Below are 5560 nucleotides of genomic sequence, written 5' to 3' on the forward strand. Positions count from 1 at the left end.
TTGTGACAAAAGTTAAATTCTGGCACAGCCTCCCGCTATTTATTTTAGATATGGGTATTAACGTATCCCAATAGGTAAATATTACTAGACATTACTCTTCAAGCATGAACTGTTTCTTGCTTAAACGCCTGCCTAATGGCAATTTGCGTCTGCACTTCATCCCTCAGTCGTGCAGTAGTCTCGTTGGACCAGTCAAAATACTGTGCCATTTCAGTAATGATTGGCTCATAAACCTTTTCCAGATGCTTAAAATTGAAAAGCATTTGACTGCTCCGACGCAGAAGATAATCAATTGGGTGCAAAACCATTTCTTCTTCCAAACCATAATGCAGTTGCGCATAGTCAAGCGCTGAGAGATGTGTTTCACTTGTCTGTGCCTGCTCCAAATAACTATAAACTGCATCGACATTACGACCATACCGATGCACTAAAGACTCTGCAGCCATTTTTGAAAGTCCATGTTCTGTTCCACGTGTAACAGCTGCGTCGAAAAATTCCTTAAACCCTGCACTGCCGCTTGCGTCAGCTCCTGAAAGTGGCAAATGAACAGTTTGAGTTTCAACATAGTGGTAATCACCATATTCAGTTGCAAAGTCCTTAGCCACTTCATTCACAATCTTTTCCGCCATTTTGCGGTAACCTGTCAATTTTCCACCCGCGATTGAATATAAACCTGAATCCGAATGGAAAATCTCATCCTTGCGCGAAATCTCGGAAGGACTTTTACCCTCTTCTTGAATCAAGGGACGTACTCCTGACCAAGCAGATTCAACATCGTCGAAATGCAACGGTTTAATCGCAAACATTTGATTGACAGCACTTAAAATGTAGTGCACGTCTTTACTTGTAATAGACGGTTCTCGTGGATCTTCATTCCAGCTTGTATCTGTTGTTCCAAAATACGTTTTCCCTTCTCGCGGAATCACAAACATCATCCGCTTATCGTTAAACGGAGTATCAAAAAAGATTGCATTTTTTACAGGAAATTTGGCATTATCGACCACGAGATGCACACCCTTGGTCAAATGCAGATGTTTTCCCTTATTCGAACCATCCATTTGACGAATATCATCAACCCACGGCCCTGCCGCATTGATAATTCTTTTAGCATAGATTGTTCCGTTTGTTCCCGTGATCTGATCCTGATACTTGACTCCGCTAACTTTACCATGCTCATTATAAATTAAATCCATCACCTTCGCATAGTTGGCTAACAATGCTCCTTGCGCGTGTGCTTCCTTGACAACTTCCATTACTAAGCGAGCATCATCTGTGCGATACTCAACATAAACACCTGTCCCTTTTAGCCCTTCTGCTTTTAAATAAGGCTCCCGTGCCAATGATTCCGCACGATCAAGCATAAATTTACGTTCACTTTTCTTAACCTTGGCTAAACGATCGTAAATATCAAGCGCAATTGCTGTCGTAAATTTACCTAAAGTTCCTCCATTGTAAAAAGGTAGCATCATTTTTACGGGCGTGGTCACATGAGGAGCATTTTCATACACAATAGCCCGTTCAGAACCGACTTCTGCAACCTCATGAAAAGCAAGTTGTTTCAGATAACGCAACCCGCCGTGAACTAACTTTGTTGAGCGGCTCGAAGTTCCAGAGGCAAAGTCTCGCATTTCAAGCAGCCCAGTTTGTAAACCGCGAGTTTGTGCATCAAGTGCAATCCCTGCACCAGTAATCCCGCCACCGATGACTAATACATCCAGCTCCTTAGCTTCCATTGTCTGAAGCTCTGCAAATCTTGTTTTGCTATTAAACTCTGTCATGGCATTCCCTCCAACTAAGCTTCTAATCAGCACAAATTATCCTTCAAAAGTTACTCTTCTTTCTTCACCTGATACTTAAACGCCATCGTGGCCTTCACTGCATGCAGCCAACCTCCATACAGCTCTTCACGCCGCGCCTCATCCATCTGAGGATCAAACCTTTTACCAACTTTGTAAATCTCCTTCAAGTCATCAACACTGTCCCAAAAACCAACTGCAAGTCCAGCCAGAAAAGCGGCCCCCATCGATGTGGTTTCAACATTAGCTGCCCGTTCAAGCGGGAGATTAAGCAAATCAGCTTGAAACTGCATCAAGTAATTATTATTTGACGCCCCACCATCTACTCGCAAGACAGGCACCTTAATCTTAGTATCCTTATACATTGTATCCACCACGTCTCGTGACTGGTAAGCCAACGACTGCAAAACCGCCTTAACAAAATCTTTTCTGTTTGTGCCACGTGTAATTCCAAAAACTGCCCCACGTGCATCTGCATCCCAATACGGTGCACCCAGCCCTGTGAATGCAGGAACCACGTAGACTTCATCTTGACTAGTTGAAGTCTGAGCAGCCTCTTCTGAAGCCGGTGCACTATCAATCAAGTGCATTGAATCACGCAACCATTGAATTGCTGAACCTGAAACAAACACCGATCCCTCGAGTGCATAATTGACTTCTCCATTTAGTCCATAGGCAATAGTTGTCAACAGATTATTAGCAGACATGATGGGCTTTTTTCCTGTATTCATCACAATAAATGAACCGGTTCCATAAGTGTTTTTAACCATTCCTGATTTAAGTGCCAATTGCCCAAACAATGCACTCTGCTGATCACCAGCCATTCCAGCAATTGGAACTGCACTCCCATAGAAGTGATAAGTAGCAGTTTTCCCATAAACCTCAGAATTTCCTTTAATCTCCGGTAACATTACACGTGGAATATTCAAAAGTTTCAGGATATCATCATCCCAGTCCAGTTTATGAATGTTGAAGAGCATTGTCCTGCTTGCATTCGTATAGTCTGTCACATGAATTTTTTCACCCGACAGCTTCCATGATAACCAAGTGTCAATGGTTCCAAAAAGCAGTTCCCCTTTTTCTGCTCTTTCCTGTGCTCCTTTGACATGATCAAGAATCCAGCGTAATTTTGTTGCCGAAAAGTACGGGTCGATCACAAGCCCTGTCTTATCATGAATCATATCCGCATAACCTTTTTGTTTTAATTTTTGTGCAATTTCATTTGTCTGTCGGGATTGCCATACAATTGCATTGTAAATTGGCAAACCGGTCTGTTTATCCCAGACTACTGTCGTCTCACGTTGATTTGTAATTCCCACAGCCGCAATTTGCTTTGGCTGAATTCCCGAGGAGATAAAAGCATTGGCAATTGTTGATAACACAGCGTTCCAGATTTCATTTGCGTTGTGTTCTACCCAGCCTGGATGTGGAAAATACTGTGAAAATTCACGTTGAGAATCGGAGACTATTTTGCCATCATGATCAATGATTAATGCTCGTGTACTTGTTGTACCTTCATCAATCGTAAGTATATATTTTTTTGCCATCTTTTTCCCCTCCATTATTTGAGAAATCATCGCTTCTATTGATACCGCTTACAAAATATAGATTATACCATTTTGTAAAAAATGCAAGTAAATAGCTTATCACTTGTGAAAGTCATCGCAATTATAAGCCTTTGTACGGCAATTTTGATTGTGAATTAATCTGGGTTGTAGTTACTTTCACGAGTTTCTTTTAGTATACCAAGCTTATTTCTCTGATCTTAAGCACCACCATGTTCCATCTATATCCCCCAGCTTGTTGTTAAATGAGCAAACTAGATTCGCATTAAATTTTGCAAAAAAAGGCTGTGACAAAAAGTTAAATTTTGTCACAGCCCCTCTTTTATTCCGGATAAACGGGTTCCATAAGTCAAAATTCTCCGTCTAACTTCGAATTACTCATAGCAAAGTACTCGCTATGTTCGTAATTTCGAGTTAGCACTCAAAATTTTCCCGACTTATGTCATACTCTCTTTTATTAGTTGGTTATTTACTATTTTTGTGATTCAAACGCCGACGATACAAGATTATTCCTAAAACTGCCAAAATGATCACAATCCCGATGACCGTTAAATAGCCACTGTATTGTTCTCCAGTTTGTGGCAGATTTCCCTTTGAAGTACGTTTATCTGAACTACCGGTTTGTTTATTTATTGTTGATCCAGATGTTCCAGTCCTCGGCTTACTACTACTTGATTGTGTTGGATTCTCTGGTTTTTCAGGTTGAACAGGAGTTTTCTTATCAGTTACTTGTACATTTGCTGGAATTGATTTTTCAGTCATTCGTAAAGTAATCCTGAAAGTCTGCTTGTCCTTATTCAAGTCATAACCCTTTGGAGCTTTTACCTCAACAAAGTAATATTTTCCTAGTTTCAGATTATTATATTTGACTTGACCCTTTACATCTGTTGTCAAGCCACTGGCAACTTTTGTACCATCTTTCTTATAAAGGTCAAAAACCGCACCGGACAAAGCTTTGCCCGTATCCCCATCAGTCTTAGTCAAAACAACTGAGCCTGTTTTTTCGGTATTCGTTGCCTTCACAGTAACAGCATGTTGCTGATTAAGAACAATAGTAAAGCTATATTGCTTTTTAATATCAAAACTATAGCCGGCTGGGGCACTTGTTTCAACGAAATAATATTGGCCCGGCTTAAGTTCAGCAACATTTATTTGGCCTGCAGCGTCAGTGGTTAACCCACTCGCTACCTTAGTTCCATCTTTCTTGTAAAGATCAAAGACCGCACCAGACAATGTCTTTCCTGTATCACTATCTGTTTTGGTTAAGACCACTGAACCTGTTTTTTCAGCATTCGTTGCCGAAACTGTAGCGACCTTAACTGTTGTTTGTAGTTCAACTGTGAAGTTCAGTTTGGTATCGTTTAACTCGTAACCTGCAGGAGCACTTGTTTCCTTAAAGTAGTAGTCTCCTGGTTTCAAGTTATCAACCTTGATTTGACCATTATTACCGGTAGTCAAACCAGTTTCCAGCTTAGTTCCATCTGCTTTGTACAAATCAAACGTTGCCCCGGCAAGTGTCTTTCCTGTATCACTATCTGTTTTGGTTAAGACCACTGAACCTGTTTTTTCAGCATTCGTTGCCGAAACTGTAGCGACCTTAACTGTTGTTTGTAGTTCAACTGTGAAGTTCAATTTGGCATCGTTTAACTCGTAACCTGCGGGAGCACTTGTTTCTTTAAAGTAGTAGTCCCCTGGTTTCAGCTCAGCAACTTTGACCTGTCCAGCTGCATCGGTGGTTAAGCCACTGGCAATTTTTGTACCATCTTTTTTGTAAAGGTCAAAGACTGCACCAGACAATGTCTTACCTGTATCACTATCTGTTTTGGTTAAGACAACTGAACCTGTCTTTTCGGCATTTTTCACTGAGACTGCGGCAACTCTTGTTGTCACTTGTAATTCTACTGTGAATCCATAATGTGTATCTTTATTGAAATCATAACCAGCTGGTGCCGCCGTTTCCTTGAAGTAGTAGTTACCAGGCTTCAGATTGTCGACTTTGATTTGACCGTTTTTATCGGTCGTTAAACCTTCTTTGATCAGCTTATCATTGCTATTGTAAAGATCGAACGTAGCCCTAGCCAATACTTTACCTGTATCACCATCAGTCTTAGTCAAAACAACTGAGCCTGTCTTTTCAGCATTCGTTGCCGAAACTGTAGCGACCTTAGCTGTTGTTTGTAGTTCAACTGTGAAGTTCAG

The 5560-nt window shown here is 41.0% G+C and carries 3 protein-coding genes; all 3 read right to left on the minus strand.

The window, feature by feature from the left end; translation table 11 throughout:
* Positions 1-98 precede the first annotated feature (98 nt).
* The gene (locus FD50_RS08175) at positions 99-1778 is read right to left on the minus strand and encodes a glycerol-3-phosphate dehydrogenase/oxidase (protein WP_054757797.1); all 1680 of its coding nucleotides are present in this window, start codon (positions 1776-1778) and stop codon (positions 99-101) included.
* A 50-nt stretch (positions 1779-1828) separates the two neighbouring features.
* A complete protein-coding gene (glpK, locus tag FD50_RS08180; RefSeq protein ID WP_056961092.1) occupies positions 1829-3343 on the minus strand; it encodes a glycerol kinase GlpK in 1515 nt (504 codons plus the stop codon).
* Between the two features lie 483 nt (positions 3344-3826).
* On the minus strand, positions 3827-5560 hold a 1734-nt coding region (locus FD50_RS08185), incomplete at its 5' end, for an MSCRAMM family protein (protein ID WP_156653521.1).

Source organism: Liquorilactobacillus satsumensis DSM 16230 = JCM 12392 (assembly GCF_001435195.1).
Taxonomy (GTDB): Bacteria; Bacillota; Bacilli; order Lactobacillales; family Lactobacillaceae; genus Liquorilactobacillus; species Liquorilactobacillus satsumensis.